The sequence below is a fragment of the Enterococcus sp. AZ101 genome (genome assembly GCF_050499005.1).
GTDB classification, from domain to species: Bacteria; Bacillota; Bacilli; order Lactobacillales; family Enterococcaceae; genus Enterococcus_L; species Enterococcus_L ureilyticus.
The window spans coordinates 1241166-1266461 of the sequence record NZ_JBMHEZ010000001.1 but is presented as its reverse complement, the minus strand read 5'-3'; the positions used below and the strand labels follow the sequence as shown (position 1 = coordinate 1266461).

36 protein-coding genes are annotated in these 25296 nt (G+C 36.7%); 1 reads left to right on the top strand and 35 read right to left on the bottom strand.

Features of this window, described 5'->3' with window-relative positions; genetic code table 11:
• Window positions 1–8 precede the first annotated feature (8 nt).
• The 21 genes from IGJ50_RS05995 to IGJ50_RS05895 form a co-directional block, all read right to left on the bottom strand.
• Window positions 9–4736 (bottom strand): phage tail tape measure protein, encoded by a 4728-nt coding sequence (locus IGJ50_RS05995; RefSeq protein ID WP_429949398.1) that lies wholly within the window; start codon window positions 4734–4736, stop codon window positions 9–11.
• A 178-nt stretch (window positions 4737–4914) separates the two neighbouring features.
• Entirely contained in the window at window positions 4915–5295 is a 381-nt protein-coding gene (gene gpG / locus IGJ50_RS05990) for a phage tail assembly chaperone G (RefSeq protein WP_429949396.1), read from the bottom strand.
• A 45-nt stretch (window positions 5296–5340) separates the two neighbouring features.
• A complete protein-coding gene (locus tag IGJ50_RS05985; protein ID WP_429950034.1) occupies window positions 5341–5595 on the bottom strand; it encodes an Ig-like domain-containing protein in 255 nt (84 codons plus the stop codon).
• Window positions 5595–6188 carry a phage tail protein gene (locus tag IGJ50_RS05980; RefSeq protein ID WP_429949394.1) on the bottom strand — a complete coding sequence of 198 codons (594 nt, stop codon included), beginning with the start codon at window positions 6186–6188 and terminating at the stop codon, window positions 5595–5597. Before IGJ50_RS05980 ends, IGJ50_RS05985 begins: the two co-directional genes overlap by 1 nt.
• 12 nt (window positions 6189–6200) lie before the next feature.
• Window positions 6201–6626: a hypothetical protein gene (locus tag IGJ50_RS05975; protein WP_429949392.1), complete on the bottom strand. Its 426-nt coding sequence runs from the start codon at window positions 6624–6626 to the stop codon at window positions 6201–6203.
• Window positions 6623–7018: a hypothetical protein gene (locus IGJ50_RS05970; RefSeq protein ID WP_207120598.1), complete on the bottom strand. Its 396-nt coding sequence runs from the start codon at window positions 7016–7018 to the stop codon at window positions 6623–6625. The genes IGJ50_RS05975 and IGJ50_RS05970 overlap by 4 nt, the downstream gene beginning before the upstream one ends.
• The gene (locus IGJ50_RS05965) at window positions 7015–7386 is read right to left on the bottom strand and encodes a phage head-tail adapter protein (RefSeq protein WP_429949391.1); all 372 of its coding nucleotides are present in this window, start codon (window positions 7384–7386) and stop codon (window positions 7015–7017) included. Before IGJ50_RS05965 ends, IGJ50_RS05970 begins: the two co-directional genes overlap by 4 nt.
• A complete protein-coding gene (locus IGJ50_RS05960) occupies window positions 7376–7657 on the bottom strand; it encodes a phage gp6-like head-tail connector protein (RefSeq protein WP_429949389.1) in 282 nt (93 codons plus the stop codon). The genes IGJ50_RS05965 and IGJ50_RS05960 overlap by 11 nt, the downstream gene beginning before the upstream one ends.
• A gap of 4 nt (window positions 7658–7661) precedes the next feature.
• Window positions 7662–7754 carry a HeH/LEM domain-containing protein gene (locus IGJ50_RS05955; protein ID WP_207120601.1) on the bottom strand — a complete coding sequence of 31 codons (93 nt, stop codon included), beginning with the start codon at window positions 7752–7754 and terminating at the stop codon, window positions 7662–7664.
• A gap of 47 nt (window positions 7755–7801) precedes the next feature.
• Window positions 7802–8983: a phage major capsid protein gene (locus IGJ50_RS05950; RefSeq protein WP_429949387.1), complete on the bottom strand. Its 1182-nt coding sequence runs from the start codon at window positions 8981–8983 to the stop codon at window positions 7802–7804.
• A gap of 3 nt (window positions 8984–8986) precedes the next feature.
• Entirely contained in the window at window positions 8987–9691 is a 705-nt protein-coding gene (locus tag IGJ50_RS05945) for a head maturation protease, ClpP-related (protein WP_429949385.1), read from the bottom strand.
• Window positions 9678–10850, bottom strand: a complete 1173-nt coding sequence (locus IGJ50_RS05940; RefSeq protein WP_429949383.1) for a phage portal protein — start codon at window positions 10848–10850, stop codon at window positions 9678–9680. The genes IGJ50_RS05945 and IGJ50_RS05940 overlap by 14 nt, the downstream gene beginning before the upstream one ends.
• Window positions 10851–11073: 223 nt before the next feature.
• A complete protein-coding gene (locus IGJ50_RS05935) occupies window positions 11074–12759 on the bottom strand; it encodes a terminase large subunit domain-containing protein (protein ID WP_207120605.1) in 1686 nt (561 codons plus the stop codon).
• Between the two features lie 2 nt (window positions 12760–12761).
• The gene (locus IGJ50_RS05930) at window positions 12762–13316 is read right to left on the bottom strand and encodes a helix-turn-helix domain-containing protein (RefSeq protein ID WP_429949381.1); all 555 of its coding nucleotides are present in this window, start codon (window positions 13314–13316) and stop codon (window positions 12762–12764) included.
• 156 nt (window positions 13317–13472) lie between these two features.
• On the bottom strand, window positions 13473–13694 hold the full coding sequence (locus IGJ50_RS05925) for a hypothetical protein (RefSeq protein ID WP_429949380.1): 222 nt from the start codon (window positions 13692–13694) through the stop codon (window positions 13473–13475).
• Between the two features lie 16 nt (window positions 13695–13710).
• On the bottom strand, window positions 13711–14235 hold the full coding sequence (locus IGJ50_RS05920; RefSeq protein ID WP_429949378.1) for a helix-turn-helix domain-containing protein: 525 nt from the start codon (window positions 14233–14235) through the stop codon (window positions 13711–13713).
• Window positions 14226–14540: an HNH endonuclease gene (locus tag IGJ50_RS05915; protein ID WP_429949377.1), complete on the bottom strand. Its 315-nt coding sequence runs from the start codon at window positions 14538–14540 to the stop codon at window positions 14226–14228. Before IGJ50_RS05915 ends, IGJ50_RS05920 begins: the two co-directional genes overlap by 10 nt.
• Window positions 14537–14848 carry a hypothetical protein gene (locus tag IGJ50_RS05910; RefSeq protein WP_429949375.1) on the bottom strand — a complete coding sequence of 104 codons (312 nt, stop codon included), beginning with the start codon at window positions 14846–14848 and terminating at the stop codon, window positions 14537–14539. Before IGJ50_RS05910 ends, IGJ50_RS05915 begins: the two co-directional genes overlap by 4 nt.
• A gap of 264 nt (window positions 14849–15112) precedes the next feature.
• Entirely contained in the window at window positions 15113–15310 is a 198-nt protein-coding gene (locus tag IGJ50_RS05905) for a hypothetical protein (protein ID WP_429949374.1), read from the bottom strand.
• Window positions 15311–15393: 83 nt separating this feature from the next.
• Window positions 15394–16572 (bottom strand): hypothetical protein, encoded by a 1179-nt coding sequence (locus IGJ50_RS05900; RefSeq protein ID WP_429949373.1) that lies wholly within the window; start codon window positions 16570–16572, stop codon window positions 15394–15396.
• Window positions 16573–16954: 382 nt separating this feature from the next.
• Complete coding sequence (locus IGJ50_RS05895) at window positions 16955–17455, bottom strand: hypothetical protein (RefSeq protein WP_429949372.1); 501 nt, start codon at window positions 17453–17455, stop codon at window positions 16955–16957.
• A 48-nt stretch (window positions 17456–17503) separates the two neighbouring features.
• Between IGJ50_RS05895 and IGJ50_RS05890 the strand changes: the two genes are divergently transcribed.
• Window positions 17504–17839, top strand: coding sequence for a hypothetical protein (locus tag IGJ50_RS05890; RefSeq protein WP_429949370.1), 336 nt, complete (start codon window positions 17504–17506; stop codon window positions 17837–17839).
• Between the two features lie 242 nt (window positions 17840–18081).
• Here the strand turns inward: IGJ50_RS05890 and IGJ50_RS05885 are convergent, their stop codons facing one another.
• The 14 genes from IGJ50_RS05885 to IGJ50_RS05820 form a co-directional block, all read right to left on the bottom strand.
• Complete coding sequence (locus IGJ50_RS05885) at window positions 18082–18864, bottom strand: DNA adenine methylase (RefSeq protein ID WP_429949369.1); 783 nt, start codon at window positions 18862–18864, stop codon at window positions 18082–18084.
• Window positions 18861–19598: a DNA-methyltransferase gene (locus tag IGJ50_RS05880; RefSeq protein WP_429950031.1), complete on the bottom strand. Its 738-nt coding sequence runs from the start codon at window positions 19596–19598 to the stop codon at window positions 18861–18863. Before IGJ50_RS05880 ends, IGJ50_RS05885 begins: the two co-directional genes overlap by 4 nt.
• Complete coding sequence (locus IGJ50_RS05875) at window positions 19598–20077, bottom strand: DNA N-6-adenine-methyltransferase (protein WP_429949367.1); 480 nt, start codon at window positions 20075–20077, stop codon at window positions 19598–19600. The genes IGJ50_RS05880 and IGJ50_RS05875 overlap by 1 nt, the downstream gene beginning before the upstream one ends.
• A gap of 228 nt (window positions 20078–20305) precedes the next feature.
• Window positions 20306–20635, bottom strand: coding sequence for a hypothetical protein (locus tag IGJ50_RS05870; protein WP_429949365.1), 330 nt, complete (start codon window positions 20633–20635; stop codon window positions 20306–20308).
• Complete coding sequence (locus tag IGJ50_RS05865; protein ID WP_429949363.1) at window positions 20628–21203, bottom strand: hypothetical protein; 576 nt, start codon at window positions 21201–21203, stop codon at window positions 20628–20630. The genes IGJ50_RS05870 and IGJ50_RS05865 overlap by 8 nt, the downstream gene beginning before the upstream one ends.
• 323 nt (window positions 21204–21526) lie before the next feature.
• Window positions 21527–21952 (bottom strand): DUF3850 domain-containing protein, encoded by a 426-nt coding sequence (locus IGJ50_RS05860; protein ID WP_429949361.1) that lies wholly within the window; start codon window positions 21950–21952, stop codon window positions 21527–21529.
• Window positions 21949–22491 (bottom strand): DUF1642 domain-containing protein, encoded by a 543-nt coding sequence (locus IGJ50_RS05855; RefSeq protein WP_429949359.1) that lies wholly within the window; start codon window positions 22489–22491, stop codon window positions 21949–21951. Before IGJ50_RS05855 ends, IGJ50_RS05860 begins: the two co-directional genes overlap by 4 nt.
• Complete coding sequence (locus tag IGJ50_RS05850) at window positions 22481–22633, bottom strand: hypothetical protein (protein ID WP_429949357.1); 153 nt, start codon at window positions 22631–22633, stop codon at window positions 22481–22483. Before IGJ50_RS05850 ends, IGJ50_RS05855 begins: the two co-directional genes overlap by 11 nt.
• Complete coding sequence (locus tag IGJ50_RS05845) at window positions 22634–23029, bottom strand: YopX family protein (RefSeq protein ID WP_429949355.1); 396 nt, start codon at window positions 23027–23029, stop codon at window positions 22634–22636.
• Window positions 23022–23219 (bottom strand): hypothetical protein, encoded by a 198-nt coding sequence (locus IGJ50_RS05840; RefSeq protein WP_429949353.1) that lies wholly within the window; start codon window positions 23217–23219, stop codon window positions 23022–23024. The genes IGJ50_RS05845 and IGJ50_RS05840 overlap by 8 nt, the downstream gene beginning before the upstream one ends.
• A 12-nt stretch (window positions 23220–23231) precedes the next feature.
• Window positions 23232–23717, bottom strand: coding sequence for a single-stranded DNA-binding protein (gene ssb, locus IGJ50_RS05835; protein WP_429949351.1), 486 nt, complete (start codon window positions 23715–23717; stop codon window positions 23232–23234).
• Window positions 23710–24009 (bottom strand): hypothetical protein, encoded by a 300-nt coding sequence (locus IGJ50_RS05830; RefSeq protein ID WP_429949349.1) that lies wholly within the window; start codon window positions 24007–24009, stop codon window positions 23710–23712. Before IGJ50_RS05830 ends, ssb begins: the two co-directional genes overlap by 8 nt.
• A 12-nt stretch (window positions 24010–24021) precedes the next feature.
• Window positions 24022–24432: a DUF1064 domain-containing protein gene (locus tag IGJ50_RS05825; protein WP_429949348.1), complete on the bottom strand. Its 411-nt coding sequence runs from the start codon at window positions 24430–24432 to the stop codon at window positions 24022–24024.
• The gene (locus IGJ50_RS05820) at window positions 24429–25295 is read right to left on the bottom strand and encodes a phage replisome organizer N-terminal domain-containing protein (protein WP_429949346.1); all 867 of its coding nucleotides are present in this window, start codon (window positions 25293–25295) and stop codon (window positions 24429–24431) included. Before IGJ50_RS05820 ends, IGJ50_RS05825 begins: the two co-directional genes overlap by 4 nt.
• Window position 25296 lies beyond the last annotated feature (1 nt).

The following is a 25296-nucleotide window of genomic DNA, read 5'->3' as shown; positions in this document are numbered from 1 at the left end:
ATCGCCTCCTAAAAACTCGATTGAATATCAATTTCTTTTCCTTGGACTACTGATATGTCCTGGATAAACATATTGTAGTCTCTTTCTCCTAGCCTCAAATTTATATTCATAGGTTTTTCCGAATTATTCTTATTTAAAATCACATCTTTTAAACTATTAATCGCCAGAATCAAATCTGATTTATTATCTTTTACGATTACTTGTTCTTTTCCCCCTGTGAAATAACTTAAATTTTGTACCATTGTTGAATTTCTAGGCACACCAACTCCTTCAGCGTAATGTGGAATATCCGATCTTTTCATTATCGATTTAGTTTGGCTTGCCCTGTATACTTTTGTACCTCTTTTAGCATTTGGAATTAGAACGTTACGCCCTGTTGGAATATAAGGTTCTTTCCCCGGTTCATGGACAATCTCCTTGTACAATGGTCCGACCTGGTCGTTAACGATCATATCTCCACCCTTGTGGAAATTAGTACCTTTGGCATAACCAAATGCTTTCATCGCTTGACCAACAGATGCTCCAGCTGTTTCAGCAGCAACCCTGAGAGTTTTAGTAATTACGTCTGGTTGATTTTTGAAACTTTCTACGGCTGAATTTGCATTCCACGCTGGTCCACTTGCTTGATCAATAGCTGTAAGGTATTTGTCAGCAGGATTGTTCAATCCGTAAATATTTAAAGCACTTCCACCAGAACTAGTTGCATTTAATACACCTAACGGATCGCCTAGTAATTTTTTGGTTGCAGCATTATTTTTGTCATAAACATTTATAGAATTTACACCTGTAGCTGCCGCTTGGTCAACACTATATGAGTCACCTAACAAAGATTTCAATAACGGCTCTATTTTGTTAAATTGATCCAAACTGATAGTACCATCTGCTAGTTTAGTTTTTAAATCTACATTATCAACCAACATCTTTTTTACATTGTCAGGAAGTTGAATCCATCCGTTATAAGACTCTTCAGATGCAAAAACTTTGTTCAATAAATCGGAATTATCCCCCAAGATTTTTTTCTGTTCCACGGGAAGCTGATTCCATCTGTTCATATTCGTCGTTGAAGTCAATATTTTTGATAAAAAATCCGTGTCATCAGCTAGTAGCTTTTTCTCATCATTAGGCAATTCTTTCCAACGATTAAAAGAAGCATCAGATTGATATATCTTTTGAAGAAAATCGTAATTATCCCCCAGGATTTCTTTAACTTCAGAAGAAACCTCATTCCAATGATTCAGTTTTACTTCTGATTTAGATAGTACTTCAACGAAATCGTAGTTTTTAGCTTTTAATTCTTTTACATCAGGTTTGAAATCTTTCCATAAGCCAAGGTTTAACATAGTTTCAGTCATAACTTCTGGCGTATTTGAGTATAAAATTGCTGTTTTTTGTTCCAAGCTCATTTTATTCCATTGTCCAGAGTCTTCTAAAGCTTTGTACATTGTTTGGCTGTATTCATCTTTTAAAACGGCTTGCTTATCTTCCCAAGCCATACCATCCCACCAATTATTGGCGATTGCCGCTTCACCAATAATCAATTTTGCATTTGAATCAAGATCGGCATTTTGAAGCTGAAATCTCATTTGATTCCATGTCGCAGAATCTTTCGCAGCATCTTTCACGACTTCCCGAACATTCGACTTGACTTCACCTGTCTTTTCATCGAACACAAGATTATTCCACATTTGAGCTGCTTTTTTTCCGTTTTTAACACTTTCGTCAGCAGTCCATGCTATTTTTTTCGCGTTTTTTTCTGCGTTTTCAGCTACTTTATCTGCCATTGAGTTCGCGCTGGATATAATATCTTTATTAGTTGATATAGCAGCATCTTTTGCATTACCCATTGAGCTGACTAGCTGACCGTTGGCTAAAAATACCTCGTTTATTAATTCAGGATATTTTTCAGTAATTGTCGCCATCTGAGAATCAAAACCATCAACTGTTGTTTTATTTATTTCATCCCAAGCTTTTAAAAACTTCTGTGCAAATTCGCCATCTAGATTATATCCTAGGTCTTGAAGATATTTCTCTTTTTCTTGCCGTCTCTTAGTCGCATGTTCTTGTGCCGCTTGTCTTTGTTTTCCTAGTGACTGCAGCCATAGTTTTGCTTCTTTTTCAGTAGCATTAGCAACATCAGCATTCATAGCAGCTAAGATTTTCTTCTTTTCCTCGGCCGAAACATCTAAAGTTTCAACATAAGCAGTTGTCGTTCCTTTCGCCAAATCTTTAATGATCTTGGCTTCTGCTGCACTTATTTCAACACCTCTATTAGAGGCATTTTGTTTTATTTCTGTAATTCTCGCTGTGTTCTCTTGAACAATTTTTAAAGAGTCTTCTGTGTTCTTCTTTTCTTGTTGAAGCATCTCTTTTAAACCAATATCAACAGAAGCAGGTAATTCTTTAATTAATTTATCCAAACCGTCTATTTTGTTAATAAGGCTTTGCTCAATTGTCTGACCTATTTTTTCAAAATTGGCAACCATAGAACCGGAATCTGCTTCGAAACCTTGCGCCATAATTCCGAATTGACCTGATGCTTTTTGAGTATCATCTTGAATTTTTCCTAACGTCTTATCTGTTGCCGCTCCTACATCAGTACCCCAACGTTCAACACGCTGAGAAGAATTCCAAGCCTCTTCACCAAACAGCTTCCATGCTCCGTAACCGACAGCCAATGCACCGCCTACACCAACAATACCTAAAATTGCAGGTCCTAACGGTCCTAGAGCGGCTGTCATTGCTCCTATGCCTGAAGCTCCGCCAGCACTTGCAGCAGCACTTCCGAACTTAGTTACATTACCGACGCCGCCTGCCATAGCTGAACTGAATTCTTTAGTAGAAATTGCTCCGTTTGCTAATGCTTCTGTAGCTTCCGCGATTGCTCTTTTCTTCGCCATAGATGCAGATAATTCAACAAAACTTTTACCTAACGAACCGATACCGCCAGTTAATTTACCTGTAATCTTAAACAAGGGGCCAGCAGCAGCCGTAGTAGCTAAAAGCTTAACAACTAATTGTTGTGTTTTAGGATCTGCATCACTAAAGGCTTTCGCCAAGTCTCCTAACATTTTTACAAGAGGTTTGGAAGCTTGAAGTCCATCCCTCAAAGCATCAACGAAAGGGCCACCTAATTCAATAGCTGAATCTATAACTTCATTTTTCAGCATTTTCAGTTTAGATTCGGTAGTTTCGTACCGCTTATTAGCTTCTTCAGTTAAGGCTGTATTTTCTCCCCACGCTTTATTACCCATTTCAATTGCTCCCGAGAACACGTTTGAAGCATTTGAAGCACGTAGTAACGAATCACGCAAACGAACTTCTTTAATGTCCATATCATCTAACACTTTGATTGCAGACGTACCTTGACTCTCAGCATTCTTTAAACCTTCAATGAATTTAATGATAGCTTGAGAAGGGTCCTCTTTAAACGCTTTTGAAAATTGTTCCCCAGTCATCCCAGCAACTTGAGCAAAATTTTCTAAAGAAGTTTTTGATTTGTCGGCCTCTTTATACATTTTTTTCAAACTTTTAGCATCAGTACCTAACGCCTCAGCAAGTTCTTTAGCATTTTTGCCACCCTTGAGGATAATTTCGCCAAATTCCCCAATACTCATACCGGCTTGATTGGCTGTCTCTTCAACTTCTGAAAATGCTCCAGTCCCTTTTTCTACGGCCAATTGCATTTGCACCATAACTTTACTAAAGGCAGAACCTCCGGCTTCAGCTTCGATACCTACAGAACTCAAGGCGGCAGCAAACCCAAGAATTTCACTTTGTGACATTCCGATCTGCTTACCTGCACCAGCAAGTCTCAATCCCATTTCAGTGATTTCCGACTCAGTAGTTGCAAAGTTATTCCCTAAGTCAACAATGACTGAACCCAATTTACCAAAATCACTCTGAGACATTTGAGTAATGTTTGCAAATCTAGCTAAAGCAGTAGCGGCAGTTTCAGCGCTCATGTTAGTAGATTCTCCCAAATCGATCATCGTTTTGGTGAAGCTTACGACATTAGGTGTTTCAATCCCTAACTGACCTGCTGCTTCTGCTACAGCTGCAATCTCTTGATGGCTTGAAGGTAATTCTTTAGCTAATCCTCGTAGTCCATCTTCTAAGTCTTTATATGAATAAACGACTTTTCCTGTAGAATCGATTACTTCATCATTTGTTTTCTTTACTCCTGCAAAAGCTGACTCCCAAGAAATAGCCGCCGTCGTAACTGCCGCTGCTCCTGCTAAAATAGGAACGGTCAAACCTTTGGTCATACTTCCGCCAACTGATTCCATTCGTTTGCCAGCACTTATCATTTTTTCACTACCAGCATAAATGGCGCCAGTGGCGCCAGTGGTTTTAACTTCAAGCTCTGCTAAAGAACCTGCTGTCACAACGAGTTGCTGTTTATAACCAGCTAATTTTCCGTTTGCGTCTTGTAGTTGTGCTGCGAGCCTTTTTGTTGAATCAGTGGCTTTACCATCTACAAACGATTCTTCGTATGCTTTTTTCAATGACGATACTTGCTTTTCTTGTGCACTGATTATATTTGTAAGACCATTATACCTAGCACCTAATTTATCCATCTGGTTGCCAGCCATATCAGCGATTTTCATATTGGCTTGCATTTCTTTAGCTAAATATCTAACTTGTTTCTTTGAGTTTTCAACTCCACGACCAAAGTCGGAATCATCAAGCCCAAGTTTTATAACCATATTTCCTATCGGTGTACCTGCCGCTCCCATGATTACCCTCCTTTTGATCCATTTACTAAATCTGATAATGGTCTAATTTCTTTTTTCTTATTATTTTTTTCTTTTTTATCGGATTTCAACAATATTTCGTCAATATCTATGCAATCTGTTTTCATTAGATCTGTGATTGTCCAACCCGGTAAATTCTTGATAACGTCACGGACGAAATTTAATTGGAGTTCGTAGAAGTCGCTCCACTTAAGATTTCCTCCGTCATCGCTTTTTTTGCTGCTTCATCGTCCGCTTGGCTGAATCCTAAAACGCGGTATCGAATAATTTCGTAAATCTTATGTCTATCTGCAGTATCAAGACCGCCTAGAATCAAATCCTTAGTAACTTCTTCGGATTCAAACAAGTCAGCAACAAATTGAATTTGTAATTGATCGTACTCAGTTTCTTCAACTAATCTCTCTTGTACAGCCGCTTCTTTTTCTAGATCTTTTTCTAAACGAATATAGTCATAACGTTTTCGAAATGGAATGAACTCTTGGGTAAATGTTCGGAATTTATTGTCTGGCATCCGTAACTCTAATTCGATTTTTCTTTCCATTGTTTTTCCTCCTCAAAAAAAGGCTAGCCGTATAGGTTAACCTTTTCATTTCGTGATTGTAGCTGCACAGTTGGCAGTCTTACCGTTATTTGTTTTCGCTGTTATATTTGCTGTACCTAAAGCAATCGCCGTTACTTTCCCTTGCTTTGGAGTGGCCGTGGCAATGGACGTGTTGTCCGAAGCGAAGTCTACTGATTTGTCTTTAGCATTTTCAGGTAAGGCAGTTGAAACCAAAGTTGCTTCTTCCCCCATTTTTAATGCAAGTTTTGATTTATCTAATACAACACTCTCGGGGGTTATTACTTCCCCGATGCAGGTCCTAAAACTGCTGTTTTTAGTTTTTCAACTCCTGCTACCGTTGATGCACGTAATACTTTCAATGTTTTTGTATTTTCGCCAATTGTAATTTTTCTTGACATAGCAGTATAAACATACTCACCAGCTTCTGGTGTAAAATCTTCATCTGTTTTCGTTGCTAATGAAAATCCGTCACGAGAGAAGCTACCGGCAACTAAAGCAAACGCCACAGGTACTCCATACAAATCTTCCGACTCTGCAACTGCTGCAACGTATGGTGGTTCTGTTTCTTCACCTAAACCATCGATGTTTTCGTCCATTGTAATAAAACCTAAAATATCCGCTTCGATTTTTGCTGGTACGTCTAACAAGCCAAAGTTAGCTGCTACATTGCCAGTCCCTTTACGTGAGATAAAATATTCTACGTTTCCAGCAAATACTTTAATTGCTTCTTTTGTTAATCCGGTAAGATCAAAACTTGTAGGTCCACCTTCTTTTTGAATTCCTTCAAGTACAACGATTTCCGAAGTAGTGTCGGGAGTTAAGTCTCCTTTAAGCTTTCTGATTGATAATTTATCAAATCCATATGTTTCCATGTGTTATTCCTCCTAGTAATCCGTATCGTGGATTCTTGTATTTTTTCTATATCTTCGTGCATCTACAAATCTCTTTGTTTCCCTAAAGTACGTGTCTAAACCACCATTCAACTGACCGTAACCCATTTCCCACATAACATCTTTTACAGCTTTTGCGATTTCTTTTGTTAGTAAACGATTTTGAGTTTCAACGTTTATTTGAAAGTTGAACGTTAATGAAACTGGCTTATTAGCCATGTGATATGCGTTTGTTTGTGGACCTGAGAAAGTATCAATAACTATAAAAGGTTTGGATACGTCTAAAGTTTCTGGCGCTTCGTAAAATTTTATTTGATAAGTAATCTCTTTTTCGTATGGGCTAGGCTTGATCGCTAAATGCTTTGCTATGACTGGATTTACAATCAATGCATTGTATACGTCCATCCACATGTCTTTCATCGGCCTAATTCCTCCATTTCACGTCTGACAGTTTCCGTTGACGTTTTTTGAATCTTGTCGGCAGCTGCTTGTAATTTCCCCATACCTTGAGGACGAACGTATTTACCATAACGTGTATAGCCGAACTCATTTAAATGAACAATAGGAGCTCTTTCTTTTGAAGCCCACCCTGTTTCAACTCGTTTTGGGTTACTTTTAACACCGCTAGTAACAACTAAATCATGAGTTTTGCCAGTATCTTGGTAAGTAGAAACAGCTTCTTTTACAATCTTTTGATTCTGTTCGCCAGCTTTTCTAAGAGCCTTATTAATAACTCTAGTAGCTTTATTTTTCCCTAACTTAGCTTCAATGTTCTTAATTATTTCAGCTTCACCAGTGATCGTTACACTCACGAACTCACCCCCAAAATGATTTTTACAAAATCGTTGTTTTCTAAATCCGGTGAGACATCAACTATTTCCCAAACTTTACCGAGATAGCGATAATCTTCAATTTCCACCTTTTGTTTGTTGGTAGGTAAGTAATCTGTATAAGGATCGCGTATCTTGATAGTTACTGCCTCTTTAGTACCTGCAACGTTCAAAATATCTCGGTCTTTCATTGAAGGGTTATAGACAAGAGCTGTACATTTATACAACTCTTTCTTTTTTGCTTCTCCTGGCTCAGGTCCCTTAGTTGGTTTAAATTCAAAAAAAGTAACTGGAGTATTTAAGTCTCCAGCTACAATTTGAGGTCTTTTATAATTTGAATTAATCGGCAATTTCTAGCTCACCCGCCAATTCTATGGAAGCATCCATGATCATTGTCTGAAAATTACTATAAAAGTATTCGAGCGCCTCGTTTCGTAAATAACGAGTACGCTCATACACAAGTTCCTTACCTTTTGGAAATTTATCAGCTTCAAAAAATCCGATTAATGATTTGATATCATTAAACGAATCTTCTAATTGTGTACCAATATCTTCATCTTCGGAAGAATGAAAAATACGAAAACGAGATTTAAATTCAGTTATGAACTTTGCATCATCCATACTATCACCCTTCCAATAGATCAATTAATTCTTGTTTCTTAGCGTTGCTTGGATACACTTTCCCCCGCTCGCCTAACAACGCTTTAAGTTGTAGCACATTCAAGCTAGAATAGTCTAACGGCGCCTTACGAGCGTTAGGCGTAATTACTCCCCCGAACCACCGTCAACAGATACTTCAGAAAAATCAAGATCATATACTTGTGCAGCATCGTTATTCGTTGGATATCCATTCCCTAACATGTCGACAGCATAAAGTGTCGCCCGTTTCATGGCGAATGTTTCTTTGTAAACGTAGACTCTTTCCGCTCTGGATTGCGTTGCGTCATATTCTTTTCCGACATAGGAGATAAGCTTGCCTTCCGGTACATCTACAGATTCGATGATGTGATCCAAACTGATGAACGGCATCGTAGTTCCGTACACATTATTCAAGTTTGCTAAAGTGACACGCACAATGATGTCCCAGTAGTTAACCGGGTTAACAATCAAATATACATTTCCAGCAACAGAACGATATTTTGTTTCGCCTTCATCATCAGCATCAATTTTATAGGTGTATTTTGATAGAACTTTCATTACCTCGCCTAACTCACTGACAATCTTATCCTTAGCAAATGTCAAAGTTCCAGCACTTTTTTTCTCTGGGTACACACCGCCTGTTACGGCGCCATCTAAATCTTTTGTTAAACCGATTGGTTCATTGTTACCTGTTCCCACAATAACTTTTTTTGCCCAAACGTCACGAACAGCTTCGCTCAAAGAAAGGTTGATAAATCGATCGATCCATCGAGGTCCTAAGTCAAGCGTATCATTTGAAATCAGGAAGAATGCAGTCAATGCAAGTTGTACAAACTCAGTTGCGCCAAACTCAGAATCTAATTGCCCTTCAAGGTCTTTATGCAATGGTCCGAAAACCGCAACACCTTTACGACGAGCGCGAATAACTTTAACTCGGCCAACAGTTGGAGTGAAGTTGATAATTTTTAAAATCGGGTGATCATTTTGTAAGTTTTCAAATACACGTTCTAGAATCGTTTCTGGCCAAACTAATTCTTGATCAAATCCACCTGTTTTAACTGCTTCATTGTAAAATTTCGTTTCTTCTGCAGTCAGAGTCGGAATCCCACGAGCTTCTAAAACACGATTATCAGTTACATTTTTCAGCTCTTCATATTCAGCACGAACTTGTGCACCTGCATCTTCTGCGATAGCAGTGACATAAGCTTCTAAAGCAGCATTTACTTGTTCAGGCGTTGCATCTTCTTTTGCAGAAATAGAGTTAAAGATTTTCTTCGCATCTGCTGTTTTGTCTGTAATTTTTAACATAATTTATTCTCCTTTTCGCAATTGCGCGATTAATGATTTTTGTTTTAGTTCTTGTCCCTCTTTATTTATTTCATTTTGTTTCATATTAGCTACTGCAATAGCAACAGCATTTTGTACGATAGCAGCAATATCTTGCGGTTCTTCTTGCAAATTCTCGCGCTTAACAGAATTAGCAAACCCAAATTCTACAGCCTCATCTGCTGCAAACCATTTTTCTTCATTCATCCATTCGCGTAGCTGTTCAGCCGATTGTCCTGTCTTATCTGAATAAATCGCTAAGATTGAATCATCGATTGTTTCCAATGCGTTTAACGTTTTTTGGATATCCTGTTTATTTCCCCAAGCGAAAGTTGAAGCTTCATGAATCATTAAAGACGTTCCTACGTTCATAATCACATTGTCGGCACCGGCAATAATAAATGTTGCGGCACTTGCTGCTAAGCCAGTTACTTCTACAGTTATATTTGACGGATGATCTTTCAGATAATTGTAAATTTCAATCCCTTCGAACACATCGCCGCCAGGGCTATTCAGTTTAATCACGATATCGTCTGTGACAGTATCAAGTGATTCTCGAATATCTTTCGCATTAATGACATCATCATCACGCCAGTATTTCTTTTGTACATTTCCACTCAGAGTGAGAATGTGCTTACCATTTTGGATCTCGTTGGTAAATTGAAACGGTACTTTTTTAACTTTCGGCATTTTCTTTCTCACCCCCTTTCAATACTTTTTGATAGTTCTTAGTCATGATTAATTGTTGACCTTCTCCGTTCGGTAAAGCATCATAATCAACTTCTTCACGAACTTCATCACGTAAGAAAGTTCCGGAAGAAACAACTTTATCGATTTGTGTCGCGTTATCTAAAATACTGATTGGTAAAACTTTAGATACTTTAATCCTTTCACCTTTACCATATTCTTGACGGGTAATTATCTTTGCTGTCAATTCATCTTGTAATTTCTTGACTAAAGGTGCGATACATAATTTCCTAAAAGCTTTGATATTGGAATCCAGCTCTGCTTTCTCACCATAAATAAGCGCCGTAGGAACTCCTATGGCGTTGGCTATATCATCAATCAGTGACGTTTTCATTTTGTTTAACTCATCAAGGGATTGATTGGAAACCCCTTGCTTATTAGTATATTCTTCGTAATCAAACCCTTTTATCTTTGCTACAATTGCTACTGATTTTGTTTTAAAAGCGTTGTATACCTTGTCAATGTATTCTTGGAGACGTTCTGATCGGGTTTTACCGTCTTTTCCTTTTTCCTCGTTTATATTTCCAGTTGTATCAATAGATACTGAACCTCGAATTTGATTATTTCGCATAGCAATTTCTAAAATACGACCAAATAGTTCTGAGTAATCATCAAATAGTCCTTTTGTAAATCGTTCAAGTTTATCGTTGTTATATTCGATGTAAATCACATCGGACATACTAAAACTTTTTTGAAATACATAGTTTTTCACAGTAACACCAATAAACACGTCATCATATACCGCATATTCCGTGCGCGAAAAATCATCTGCTATCAAAAGCTGATTGTCTTCAGTAAATATAACTAAGACTTCGTTGTCATCTAACAAACGATAAAAAAACTTTTCCCAAAACGTAGCAGCGGACATGTCAGAATTAGGTCGTACATTCAAAATATAATCCCAATCAGCTGTATCATTCTTGTTCTTAAATTTAACCTCTAGTGTTGACATTGTTCTCGCTACAAAATCAAGCACTGTGTTTTTGGCCATAATTTTCAGATATGAACGAGCAGACTCTTCATCACCGAATACAAAATCAGGTATCCAGTCAGAAGGTTCTTCATTTTTTATTGATGTTTTAAAGATATCAAATAAACTCACATATTTTCACCACCTTTCAATCAAAATAGATATCTTGATCACCTGCACTTTCTAGCAAATTGTCTACCAGATTTGTTTTCTTTTTTCTCTGGTGGTTTCTTTTTGTATCCGGTTTGTATTGACGTAACTTTCGAATAGTATATGCAATTCCCACTATATAAATTTTGAACTTCTCTTTCTACGTTTAAATACTGTGGTCTGTAAATGTTGATCACTCGCTTTCTTAAAAGTCTAATTCATCTAACATGTCAAAGGCTTCGTCATAATCAATCTGGTCTTCTAGTTCATTTGCTTTATATAAAGCATGAATAAAAGCTTGAAATCCATCTGTTTTACGTTTCACTTCCTCTTTTTTTAGGAACTGTTTTCCATCTTTTGTTTCTTTGACAAAAACATTATTAGTAAACCACCTCATTAACGGATTATCCCCAAATATAAATTTTTTATTAGCAAATCCATCTTCTACTCGCGGAGCTAGCAACGGATGTAAACTTGATGGTCTTCTAAGTCGTACGACTTCGAAACCTTCTTTTTCTAGCATTGGTCCTAAAATATCTGCCTTATAGTTATCCATCACAATCACTCTCACTCCGTATTTCTCTCTGGCATTAATAAACCAATTAACAATATGCTTAGGATTCAATGAAGGTTCATCTACTACTTTCATCAACCCCATTTTTTCCCATTTCTTTATTGGAGCGCGTTTTTCACTACCGACAAGTTGTTCTTTTAAAGAATAACCATAATGAACATCACAAAATTGTTTCATAGCAAAGGTAAAACTTTTGAATGCATATTCTTCTTTTTTCTTGAAGAGTAAGCCACACGTCGCAAAATCTCGAACACTCCCAAAGTCAAGAGAACCAATAGGAACTGTATTTAGTTCAAAAAACGGTCTGTTGGTTGCCATCATTTCTTCTCTTGTAGCCACGGAATTTTCCATATTGTCTTCTAAATAATCCATTCGCTTCGTCACGAAAGCTGTTCTTCCTGAAGGTTCGGTCGCTAAAGTCACATACTCTTTCATGATACGGTTGAATAATCTTTTTCCACGTTTATTCAAAGGTTCTTGTAAAGCCGGATTAGCTTTTGGCCAATTCTCTGGATTATCCATTTCTTCAATCTCGTCTAACTCGCAAATATAAGGAAAGACACCTTTGAACTCGGTTAATCCATTCAAAATATCTTCACATTGTCGATATTTAATATCAAAATAACCTTCACGCACAAATCCCTTTGTTCCAATGAAAAATTGTCGCCCGTGATCTACTTTTCCGAGTCCGCCAGAAAAAACATCAACAATATCTGTATTTTCCATTTCATGATACTCATCATAGATGACCGCTCCTTCACGACCACCATCTTGAGAGCTAGCATTGCTCGTTTTGTATTCAAAAACAGATTGAGTTTCCAAACCAGTTAAACTACTTTTAAATGCTTCGAATTCTTCTTTTAAATCATCGTTACCTTTTTTATTTATCACTCGATAACATTCTTGGAAACTTCTTTTAGCTTGTTTTTCGCTATTAGCTACAATCGAAACATCATAATAATCAATACCATGCAATGAACTAACGAAATAATTTGCCAAGGTAGAAATAAATCCATTCTTACCTCCACCACGTCCCATGTTTATAACGAATTCATCAAAGACAACTTCATCGTCTTCTTTATAAAATAAAAAAATGAATGCGGAAATAAATTTTTCCCATTCATCTAATTCGAAATACCATACCTGGCTAAATTCAATATAATTATCGATTTGCTCTTCATTGAAATAATACAAATCATCATAAGGCAAAATTTCTTTTTCAACTAACTTTAACAACTGGATTCTTTTTTCGTTAAGGACCAACTCACCAGACTTCCATTTACGAATATAATTATCAACGTGCTTATTACTTAGCATCGCTAACCTCTTCCAAGAAGTTTGCTTCTTTTATCTGGTTTCGTTGCTTGTGGCAATAAATCAGTGAGTTGTTTCATTATTGCTCGATACGTTTTATCTCGGTTATCATAATTTTCAACAATCGGTCTTTTTCTGTCGTAGGCTGTCTGACTCTCACTTTGTTTAAATTTTTCATACTCCCCATTTTCTAAAATATCTTTCCAGTTATCATCTAATAGAATTCTTAGTCGTGCTGCTTGAATGATTAGTCCTTCAACCAAATTTAGACTGTCACGAGGAATTTTATTAAAAATTTTTTCAAGACGGTCTTTTTCTAAGGTTACACGATTTTCCATATCGTCCATGCGATCATTCAGTAAGAAATGTAAACTGCATCCTAGCACTTTTGAGATAGCATTCAGCTTTTCAATGCTAGGTGAATTTTTCCCATTTTCAATACTTCCATAGTACTTACTAGAAATACCGCTTTTTGTTGCTACATCAAGCTGAGTCATCTTTTTTTCTATTCGTTTTTTCTTCATTCTCGAGCCAACTAATTTAGAATCCAAACCAATCACCTTCCTTCTATTTTAGACATATACTAGGGGGAGGGGGGAGGGGGTAAAAAAGTTTGTTGCATTTACAGAATTGACCCCATCCACCGGTTCCCACGATTGGGATTTGACCCTAAAATAATTCGACCGGGGGCATATCATCCCCCACTTCCATTTGCATTACTGTGAAATTTTGGGATTTAGCTTGACTATGTAATCAATATCAATATTCATGTTGAACAGCCCAACAACTTCATCAGCTTCGCTTCTCAAGCGTTGGTTGATAGAGATACCTTCAGCTACAACCGTTCCGTCAATCATTTGACTTCTGAATTCATTTAGTTTCTCTATTGCTTTGTCTACCATAGTGATAGACTCTGCTCGTTTAACATCTACACTCATTGTTCAAACACCTTTCCTAGATTATTAATTGATCTGATTCTTTATCAGGTTGCATTTCAAATGCAGTTCCTTTTTCTGCTCGTTGTATATCAGTAGAAGTTAACTTACCTTCTAATAGATAAAACATTGAAACTTTACCAATTTCAGAGATACGCTTTAATCTGTCATTATTGGGTTTACTGACTCCTTTTTCCCATCTAGATACTAGACTTTTATCAGCTTTTGGATCAAATTTTTTTCCAAATTCTTCCATGTTTAAACCAAGTGAAATACGAATAGATTTTATTCTAGCGCCTACTTCTTTTTTGTTCATTTGAATAAACCCGATCAAAAGATAATCTGTAGTCACATTTAGTTTTTGAGATATCCTGACAATTTCATCAAGACTAGGCTCTCTGTTTCCATATTCGTAATTACAGTATGTCGAATAGGTTGTATCCAACAATTCCGCCATCCCTTTCTTTGATAACATTTTTTCTTGTCTGATTAATTTAAGTTGGCTTGATACTCTGTTGGAACTTCTCTTGTCTTCTACCACCATTCATCATCCCACTTTCTTTTTCTTTTGTTCCCACGGTAGTTCATACGATCATGTCGCTTGTTGTGACAGTCTTTGCATAACGTTCTCAGATTGTCTATGTCTAATGCCAGCTCTGGATACTTTTCTAACTCTTTGATATGATCTATCTCCAATACAGAATCGTATTGAGTAGTTAGCTTACCTTCGGCTTTACACCATTGACATTCATAATGATCGCGTTCCAAACATAGTTGTCTTAACTTTCTCCAAGAAGAAGAACCGTAAAACTTTGCCCTGTCTGCTTTAGTCTTGACCGCTGGAATCATTTCTTATTAGTTAACTCGCTGACGTAAACTTTCAGCAATGCTTCTTGAACTTTCAATATCCCTTCTGGTCCCAAGTCGTTTACATCTAGATTAAGTTTCTCTTTTAAGAAGTCAGCATTGTGTTTCGATTTTATTGTCCGCTCAGTAATGTAATAGTTTAATGCTGCTACTTCATTCATCTTCAACCCATAGATTGATATGACTTGGAGAAACAATTCAGCAATTTGATCTAAGTCTTTTGCTTCCCTCATTTGTTTTAACAGTTCGACAAAGTCTTGTTGTTGCTTCTTATTTTTTTTGCTGCTCATACTTAATACTCCTCTCTTAAAAGAAAACAACCGCCACAAATGACGGTTAGTTGATTATGTTATACTAATATTGCATTGACTCGGCGACCTCGTAAGGAGGTATCGCCATATTAGATTTACTGTTTAAAACTTTATCCATGGTTAAAATACTGCATGATATCTATCACCGTCACAGGGATAAGCAGTATAAACCTAAGCACAGAAAAAGGAGATAGCCGTTGAGCTGTCTCCTTGTTTATTTCAACTAACCGCCACAAATGACGGTTAGTTGAAATATAAATTTACTAAATCATTGGCAACTTTGAACTTGCGACCAACGATTACTTTATTTCCTTTTGGGTCTCGTTGTTCCTCTAACCTCTCAAATGATGTACATTTCTTAGTCTTCTCCAACACTGAGATAAGTTCGCCTTTTAAACAATAAGTTAATCCGTTAAGCACTAATGACACTTTAGCCTTCATGTGCATCCTCCTTAATTTTATGTAATATAAAAAGCCACCGCATATGCGATGACTCTGCAGGCGCAAAGCACCCGGATATTAATTTACTCGATTTTTAATAAACCGTTTTTAGTAAGTAAATCAATAATTTCTTCTTTAGAAATAGATTCGTCTCTGTACTTTTCCAATAATTTTAGCAGTTCACTTGTTTCTATAATTAGTGAAGTATACTTATTTTCCGCTAGCTCTATTTGCTTATGATCAATTGGATCTCTTTCGCTTACCGGTCTTTTTCTTTGATGATTTACTATTAGTAATTTATAGATACTTTCTTCAGGAATCTCAGGGTGTTCTTCAACGAAATTAGTATAGTGATTGTCTAACTGAGATAAGTTGGGCGTTTTTACGTTACTTGTAATTCCTTTGATTTCTCCGATAAAGGTCATATCACCAATAGAAAATGAAATATCCTCTATCTTTTTATCTTCAAATTCAGAAAGATCCACATCTAAAATTTCTTCAAATATATCAAAAACTACTTCCACCAATGAATCTGATTGAGTATACAAAATTGATTTTAAACGTTCATTTTTGCTCAATATTTCTTGAGCTGTGGTTATTTTGTTTTTAATTTCTTGTATTTGTTGCTCTTTAATTTTGATAGAATCCAATTGTTGTTTATCGTCAAACATTATTACTCCCTCCATCCATTCTGGTATTTCATCGCTATTTGTCAAAACGAGATTAGTCTCAATCATGAAACCATTTAATTCATCCGAATTATTTATCATAAGCGTTGTTATCATAACGTTCTCATAACTAATAGTTGTCGCTTTTTTCCCTTTTACAGATGTAGTTACTTTATCTATAGAGTCCTTAATTACATTAAAAGTAAAATCAGATTTTAGCAACATATCCTTAACTTTTGTTTTAGTTGTACCGAAAACTAAATTTATAGGTATGTTTGTCACCATTTCAAATCCTCTATAAAACTTACTTAAGAAATCCTTAAGTCCATATTGATACAAACCATTTTGTGGCAATATAATAACAATTTTTTTATTTGTATTATTTATCATTTGAGAAATAGTATCAAAGTCACTTTCATATTCTGTACCAGTCGAAGAATATGTAGTTGGGAGTTTACTCCATAATGCTTCGTAACTCAGGTCTATAATGTTGACGTTGAAATCATCAAAATCTTTAGGAGATTTAATTGATGAACTTATTATATTTTCTCCTTTAATTTCAGACCCCTTCAAACCGATGTATTGTATATCCATTCCTATTTTCCTCATTTCTTTTTATATACAGAATACTATAAAAATAGAACAAAATGAAGTGCAGAAAAGTCACAGTCGCTAAACTTTACAATTATAAATCGATTCGCTATGTACCCACCCACAGTCTGTAAACTAGGTATTTACCTGTGAGTGACCTCTCAGTCAACGGTTGGTTTAAGAATGGCACTATGTGAGTAGTCTATTCTTAGATTCTCCATCAACTTAACGGAAACAATCCAAACATCAATACTGAAAAGTTGGTTTTAGCTTTTTATTTTTGTGCAGTTGTCTTTCGTTTGATGTTTGGTTTAATTCCACGATATCATTATACAATGGAAAATGTAACGTTGTGGCAAGTGCTTTGCAACCGAAATGCAACTAGTCACTTAATCTCTAACGCTTCAACGCCGTATAACAATATAGAAAAATCGTTAATCGCCTCTTTGATTTGACTATTGACTGCTTGCCTCGAAATATCGTAGTAGCTTGCAATCATCTCGTCGCTAAGTTTAGGACCAAAATACTTTTGTTGTAACAACTTATATCCTCTGCTATGAGATTCATTACATATTCTTTCATATTCGTCTAAACAATTCCTCACATGATGCATAATCTTGACCGTCTTAGCTCTGTTCTGCATCAAAGCACTAAGAGTTAAATACTTGTGATTCCAGAAGGTTTCTTGATCTCCAATCAATTGATCTTCCACCGTTTGAACATGAGCTTTTAACTTGTCGTAATTTTTTAAAAGCAATCTTGTATTGTGAAAGGCGTACTGTCTCATTTTTTCAAATTCGTTTTGTTGCTCTCGTGTTATTCTAACGGTAATTTTATCCGCTAGTATATCCAGTTGTTCATCTGACAATTCAGTAATTTTACTCAATCCGCTATCCCTCCTATGTTATAATTACTCCATAAAGGAGTTGTTTTTTTGAAAAAATATTTTGATCCAAAAACACTAATCATCTTTTTACTTTTGCTTAGTACGACAATTTTGTTTGATATTCATCTATATAGGCTTGGATATCAAGGTATTCTGTACTTTAAAGGAATTTCAGGAGACTTTGAAAAGCCTCGTACAGGTATTTTCTTATTAATTGGTATTATTTTAATTTATTTACCCAGCGTGTTTATCATATCTGAGATACTGCATACGAAATTTCAGAAAATATCAAATACTATAGTTCTAATTTTAGGAATAACTATTTGTATCGTTGCTTTTTTAGATTTAATCCCAGCTTTATCATATGTTTTAAGATTTTCTTGATTGGTTAAGCGTCAAGAAACGCCTGCTGCCTGCTCATGGTGCCGTTGCGTTTGTCGCCTTTTGTTTTTAAGTCTGGCTGCTTGGGTAACTCATGCCATTGGACCTGATCAACAGTTCCACTGCTTAACATCTGAGCTACCCTATCACTCGTTTGTGTTGCTGTCATACCTGTATATATTAGATTGCTCATTATTGCTGGATATCTATCTGGACATGGTCCGTACATCAGCTATCACCTACTTTCATAACAATGTCATCTGTCCAGATGGTTCATAATTCATCCAAAGAACCTCTGTTCTAGATTGCCCAGCTTCTGCTTGTGCATTGATATACATCTTGTAACAATCACTCAGGATATCATCATATAGTTGGTTATCATAACCTGATAAAATGAATTTCCCTTTAAAGCTCTTTAATACATCTAAAAGATCAGGTTGCTGATTGTCCTCCATATCCGTTTCATAATATCGACCTTTTCTGGTGCTTAATAAATATGGTGGGTCAATATATGCAAAAACTTCTTCTCTGTTATATCGCTGTAGCAACTTAACGGCATCCTGATTTTCAATTTGTGCATCTTTCAAACGATCAGCTACTTCTAAAACTCTTTCTGGTATCTCATTCCATTCATGGAGTTTTCCGCCTATTTTGTCAATATTAGATCGCCATCCTGTTTTGTGTCTTTGAACGCCACCTATACTTTGCCATGATTGTGTCAAAAACCTTCTGGCATTTTCCAATGGATCTCGAGTATCTTGCACACTCAAATTTTGTTCTTGCCTACTCATTGGTGTAAGGTAAGCAACCCTAGCTAACTGTTCTGGTTGGTCTCTGCAGATTTTGAAAAAGTTGTATACTCGTTCATCCAGATCGTTTATCGTTTCAATTCGTGACGGATCCTTAGAAAAAAATATAGCGCCACTTCCGAAAAATGGTTCCAAATAGGTTGTATGCTCTGGTATATTTTTGATGATTATGTCAGCGATCCGCCACTTACTACCTGGATAGTTTAGTATCCGTTTCATTGGTCACCATCCAATCTGATAAGCCGTTCAATCGACTTATCAAAGTATTCTTTTTCCTTTTCCATGCAGATATATTGGCGATTAGTATTAATTGCAGCTACTGCAGTAGTACCTGAGCCACTACATCCGTCAAATACTAAATCTCCCTCGTTAGTGTACGTCTTGATAAGGTACTCAAACAAAGCAACTGGCTTTTGGGTTGGATGTATTTTTGATTTTTGAACATCCTTTTTAAAAGTAAGTACTGACCTGGGATAACGTTCTCCAGTTAGATTTTCAGTAGGGAAACTAGAATCGAATTTTCCGTAGTTTTTCGATGTAGTTCTCCCTGATTTATTAACATAAGGTTTCCCAGGTAGCATCTGTGGATTATACACAGGTAGTTTTTTGTAGAACACTAATACATTTTCATGCGCCTTCATCGGCATCTTATTGGCATTTAAATGACCAGTAGCTGAAGTCTTTTCCCAAATCCACTCATAACGTAATAATTTTAAGTTACTTGCCGCAAGCACTTTATCAAAAGGTGCCTGAGCTGTTAAAACAATAGCGCCGTTGTCTTTGATGATCCTCTCATACTGTTGCCATAGTTGCTCCAGAGGAATAATGCTATCCCATTTGTTTTGAGTAGTCCCATAAGGCAAATCACACAAAATCATATCAATGCTTTTATCTGGTATCTGCTGCATACCAACAATGCAATCCATGTTGTATATTTTGTTTAGTTCTAGCATCAACTATCACCATCCAATCTAACAGCAACCGTCCTCTTGCCTTTGTATACAACCAATGCTGACGGAAACGGCGCTGGCTCTTTAGATTTCACGCCATTAACCTCAAACTTCAACCGCCCGGCGATAAACTCTATTTCAGCTTTGCCAAAAATATATTGATGCCAACGCTTAGTCTCTACTCTTGCAGGTATTAACAACACAATGGTGTTTCCGTGTTTTTGATGGGTCTCGTACGCTTTCTTGATAAATTCTTTTTGCAATTTTGTTTCGTACGGCGGGTTGCAGTAAATACTTTGATACAATCCCCAATCTTGGCTCAATGCATCGTCCTCAGCGGTAAAATACTTTGGTAGTTTGGCATTACCGTGGCTGGCTGCTGCGTCTAAATCAAAATGATATTTATTGTTTAATTGATCAAATAATTCTTGCGGTGTTTCCCAATCCTGCTTATCGCTTGTAAATAATGCTTTGTTTTTCATATAATCACAAAGGAGTAAAAAGCTTTTTAGTGTCGGCCGACAAACCTCCACTCCTTTCGTTTAGTTAGTTTAATTTATACTTTCCGCATTTCATGCAACCATATACTTTATATTGATTATCAATGCCTAAATAAACAAAATCATGTTTGCATCTACATTGCTTAATAAATGATAGGCACTTAACCTTGCTGAATTTTTCTCTATCCTTAGTAAGCCTATCTTTCATCCCTACTCATTCCTTTCAATCCATCGCTCTAAACTAAATCCATTTTTACTACTATGGTAAATTGCAGAACCGTTAATCTCATTCCATAAATACCATGCTTTCGCAAAATCAAGTTCATTATCTTCTTGCTCTTCTCGACAAGCTTGGATAAATTTCTTTTTATCCAGTCCTAACAATCCGCAATGTTTTTCGATCATTAAGCGACTGTATCCATTGTCTTCAACTAAAATATACAAAACACCTTCTGTTTCATAATCAGAATCTATTACTTGAATCTCATTTAAAATATCCAATGCTTTTTTTAGTCGTTTCTTTTGTTGTCGTTTATTCATTGTTCTCTACCTCCTGCAGTTCTTCGGCTGTTTGGAAGAGGGTAACGGTAGGTCCTCCCAACGATGAAATACTGTAAGAATTCCCTGATTCTGTCGTTCCACTAATAGCGCCACCTCTTAAAGCCTCGATCCTAACTATCTCATCTGTTCCGTGTAAGGAAACCCTATCCCCCACCCGAAACTCATCTAACTTACGCCCTTTACTGGCAAAGTGTTCCGCTCGTCGGAAAGTTGCTATCTGTTCGGCGGTGGCTGGATTCCATTTTTCAAAATAATCCTCTAAATTGTAAAGCACACTTCTTAATAATTTGCCGTCAGACAAATATACAATTTCTGTATAACCAGTTTCATGATTTTCTATTTTTACAATCCTGTTTACATCTTTATCAAGGTAATACTCCCCGACCGCAAGCGTTGGTTGCCGGTCTTTTTTTGATGCCAACTGAAATAATTCTTCAACCTTTTCGATCTCGTCATCAATATTGACAAATTCTGATCCTGATTCTTTCAGGCTGTGTAAATAGCTGCCGTGTTTATACAGCTCATGCTTTAACGTTTTTCCACTCATTTTCAGTCCTCCTGTGGTATAATCAAAAATAAAAAGGTTGTGATTATTTTGTCTAAAAAGTTTGCTTCTTTATCCGTTGTGTTTTGCGCATTAAACATATATTTTTTAACTCACACTATGTTCAAACCGTTTTTTATAGTAATGGTTTTATGGTTAATCGCATGGGTTTTCGTAGCTAAAGAACAGTTGCAGTCAAAACAATAATCATTCCGCTTCCTCCTCTAAAAATCTATTTGTAATCACGCTATATTTTTGATACACTATTTACGAGCGATCACCGCTCGGACCTAGAGTTCTTAAGCGTGGTGCCTAGAGTTCTGGCTCTAGGCTTTTTTGTTGTCTAAAACTCCTTGCACTTCCAAAATACGGTCAATAAGGTCTTTATGTTGTTGTGGCATCCTTTTTTTGACATTATCAGGATTTGAGTCATAGTATTTGGCAACATATCCATTAAACCAATCTGTAATTGTTAACAAATCCGCTTGATTTAAATCTAGGTTACCCTCTACTGGTGCAATCCCCATCACTACATAATTACCTGGCAACGGAAAATCAGGAATGTATGTGACTAAAACCTCTACCTCATTGCCTGTATATTCTCCATCCTCAAATTCTTTCAGTACTAAGTGATCGCCTTCTAAAAAATTCCGATCATTGACACGGATTTCAAATTTCTTTTTTCCTGAAATTACATCTCGATAAAACACTGGTGCGATTTTTAGATGATGGTATACAAATGTTCCGTTCATTGTGATCCCTCCTCTACTGGTACAATTTCGCCGCCTAGTTTAGATATATGCTCTCTAGCGACGTTCCAACTTTTAAACTGATAAGCATATTCTCGATTCCATGTCATTTTTATGGTGTAGTCTGATGTATCAGCTAAAGGCTCTTTAAGATACATTCCGCCTATTTCTACAACATACAACTGCTCTTTTTCCACGGTGTAGTCACCAGTAGCATACGCAACAGCAATTTTTCTTCTTTCTTCTTCTGTCCAAAAAACATAATCAGCATCGTGACATCTAGCTCCACCAATTACTTCTAAAAGAGTTTTATTATTTCTTTCACACCATTTTAGATAATCTATAATGTGTCTAGGCAACTCTGGCACCACAACCTTGTCCTGTTGGGTTGGTAGTGATGATTTGAGTTGTTGCTTAATTTCACCTACGAAATACAGCAAACTTGATTTGTCCGCCCATACTCTGTCACGTTTAACGCTCCATCCCCATGTATCAACTGGGTTCAAGCTTTCAACATATTCCTCTAATTCCTCAATTCCCATGTGTTGTGTCCTCCTTAATATCTAAAATGCACTTAACATCTGACAAATTACTTGCTGTTTGTTCAGCTTGTTTTTCCGTAAACGCTTGTATTTTCGTAGTTTTGACCTTGTGTGACCAGCTTAGATATTTAACTTTCCACATCTACTCCACCTCGTTTAGTAATTCTGGGTTTGTGTAGATGTTACCTAATACTTTGATAAGCCTCACGTTAGGAAATAAATATCCTGATAAATTAAAGCTCCCCTGTCTGTATTCAACGACTGAAGCGTAACGGATCATTGCATCCGGTTCTGGTCTGCCCATATCAGGAATATGCCATTCGCATACATCCCCCTCATAAATCTCCACACCATTCTTGTCTTTTAGTCCTGTGTATTGCATAGGGATAGGGTACTCATAAGATTTAGGACCTTCTTTTCCAAATCCACCATCATATCCTCCAAATAAATAACCAATATCACAATAATTAATTAGATGCTCCCATTCAATCATTTTTTTGTCACTTTCATCCCACGCTCTAAACTTCGGTTTATTCATTCGGTTCAGTCCTTTCAAACGTAATAATCAGTGGTTCTGGATAAATATGTCCTTCTTTGTATCCTTGCAGTGATTTCTTGCTTGTAGTTGATTTATATTTATATCTACGGCTTAATCTCAGCATCAGTGTTGGTTTGCTATTGCTAATCATGTAGATTTCACCAGTTTTAAATCCTTTCGCTGCATACATTTCTCTTACCTCCTAAAACGGCAAATCATCATCTGCTATGTCGATTGTTTGCCCTGTGCCGCTGAACGGATCAGCTTTTGTATTAAATCCATGCTCTGACATTCCGTCAATCGTTTGTTGACTATTATCTTGCGATTTAAACGTGTTGTTTTGATTCTGTTGCGAATTATCGCTACTCGCACGACTTTCTAACAGTTGGAAGTTCTCACATACAACTTCTGTCACGTAAATTCGTTGACCTTGTTGATTCTCGTAATTTCTAGTTTGAATGCGTCCAATTACACCTAGTAATGTGCCTTTCTTGGCATAGTTCGCCATTGTCTCTGCTGGTTTACGCCAAATCACACAGTTAATAAAATCTGCTTCACGATTTCCATTTGCATTCGTAAAGTTACGGTTAACAGCTAGGGTAAATGTTGCGACTGCTGAACCACTGCTTGTATATCTGAGGTCAGGATCTTTTGTAAGACGCCCGACTAGTACAACGTTGTTAATCATCGTTTACCTCCGTATAAGCTCCGCCGAACTCATCGTTTAATATTTTTGTAATCTCGTCATATCTTTTGTTAAACGCCACTTCCACCAACCCTAAAATGTTATCGTTTAATCCCTCGAAATTATCTGGATATATGTTTGTCAAGTTCGTTCCATTCGGGGTGCATACAGAAATTACAATTTTTCTGTCTTGCTCGCTTTGTCTCTGTCTAAAGCGATCCATTGATTTCATTTCGTCCACTAGTTTCCGTAATTTATTTGCTTTCTTTTCGGTTGTATTCGTTAATTCTCCCATCTCTTTTTCCTCCTATGCCGTTACCTCGGCAAAATTTCTATTTTTATAATCATAAATCGCTAACTTAATTGGCACACCGTACCTCTTAGCAAACATCTTAGCTTTTATATTAAAGTCCGCTGTACGTTTGCCTTTGACATCTATCACCTTGACCAACTGATCGCCTTCGTAAAATGTAAAATCAGGTTTGTACTTGATAGCCTGATACCTCTTACCGTTTAGGCTAAAAGCATCATGGATCACAAACGATTCTTGCATCTTAAAGTTAGTGATACCTTGCTGCTTTAGCTGATAGTAATAAGCAGCTTCTGCTTTAGAATCAAACGTGATACCGTCAACGATCGTCTTTTTATTTTTATACTTGTTTTGCTTCTGTTGTTGCTTTAGCTTGGTTGGACGTCTTACGCCTATTGGGTAGTTCATTTCCCTTTACCTAAAAACGCTGCGATCTCCGCATCCAGTTTGGCTTGTTCCTCTGCTGATAGTTTTTCCTCCGGCGTTGGATTATCTACCCAATCTGGCATAGTCTCTTGTCTGACTGGTTGGCGTTGGTAGGTGCCTGTTTGCGGTCTATCCTTATCCTTCTTAGCCCAAGCTCTGATAGTCGCTAAAAAGTTAGTGTACTTTTTGCCGGTAGAAGCACAATAAATTGAAACTCTTTCAACCCTGTCTTTCCAATCGTTCGGGAACTCCGATTTTAGTTTCTCCATGTCTTGGTCTGACAAAAGAACATTTTCATATTCACCATATTTGTGACGGATGGGTTTAGGCTTCGGTTTTTTCGGAGCCTTTTTTTCTTTCTCTATATCTATACTCTTATCTCTTATCTCTAACTCTTTCTCTAACTCTATACTCTGGGCGACATTTTCAAGACATCCGCTAGACAACGTCTGGACATTGTCCGTTTTTGCTCTTTGTAACCTCTTTTGTTTTGCATATTCTGTTTCCGATCCAACAAGTTCATTCAACTGATTTATATAAATTTCGCCACCATCTAAAATCTGAATTAAACCGATTTTTTTGAATATATCCATTGCTACTTTGATAGTATCGACAGTAGAATTTGTTATCTTGGATAGTGTTTCTGCATCATAAGGAATTAGCATATTTCCCACGTTTCTTGCTAGGATTCCGTCAGTTTTTAAGGACTTTAGACATAACTTTAGGTAGATTAAGCAATACTCTTTTCCGTTCGTTTGTTCTTCTAACCATTCGATAGTATCTTCTTCAAAAAAATTTTCTTTTAGTTTAAGCCAGTAATAACGTTTTTTTTGTTTATCTGACAAC